Source organism: Serratia sp. 14-2641, from assembly GCF_001692375.1.
GTDB lineage: Bacteria > Pseudomonadota > Gammaproteobacteria > Enterobacterales > Enterobacteriaceae > Chania > Chania fonticola_C.
In genome coordinates, this window is record NZ_LXKR01000011.1 from 1 (window position 1) to 697 (window position 697).

1 protein-coding gene and 1 pseudogene are annotated in these 697 nt (G+C 56.0%); both read right to left on the reverse strand.

Annotation, left to right across the window (positions count from 1 at the left end; genetic code table 11):
- Window positions 1–394: pseudogene (locus tag A6U95_RS31770) on the reverse strand (hypothetical protein); the annotation flags it as partial.
- Window positions 391–697 (reverse strand): lytic transglycosylase domain-containing protein (locus A6U95_RS31775; protein WP_139102341.1); only part of this gene is annotated, 307 nt, incomplete at its 5' end. The gene A6U95_RS31775 and the pseudogene A6U95_RS31770, both read right to left, overlap by 4 nt.

Here is a 697-nt window from a genome sequence, read left to right on the forward strand (position 1 = left end):
TACTGCCTGTGAGCGCCTCTGTCAGTGTGAGCGAGCTCCCAGGCAGAAAGGTAAACAGCAGACCTGTCAGCCAGAATCCGGAGGTATAACGCAGCGGTAGCCAGTACTTGCGCATATCAAGCAGCACCATGGGGATCCCCCACGCCAACAGCCCCAGAATTTTGACAGTGCATAACCAGGAAGAACCCGCGAGTGCTGTCGTTGCGATCAGGACTGTGCCGGTACCGGCGAAAACGAGGGTGACCCCCCTGATCTGCAGCCGAGTGAGTGGCGGGCCATCATGCTCAAGCAAGAATTGTTTCGCCCGATGAACCAACGGTTGGGCACCCATGAACAGAGCGGCGCTGGTCAGGGCTATCAGTAGTGAGAACTTCAGGACATACGGGGCCATCATGCGGCACCGCCCCTGAGCTTCGTGTACGTCGCATAGATCTTACGTGCATAAATCATACGCCGTGGACCGTTGTCATCAGCAAACCCGGCATTGTAGGAACCGAGGCATTGCCAATTGACGCCGCATTGTTTGAGGTGTTTAGCCAGTATCCAGGCACCGATTTGGACATTGAGGCACGGGTTGTTCAGCAAGTCTTGCTCATTTCTCAAGATCCCCAGGGACCGCAGCGCCGGAATATGGCGGTCATTGATCTGCATCAGCCCAAAGTCGCGGCTGGTGATCCGCCCTTTTTTATCGCGATTC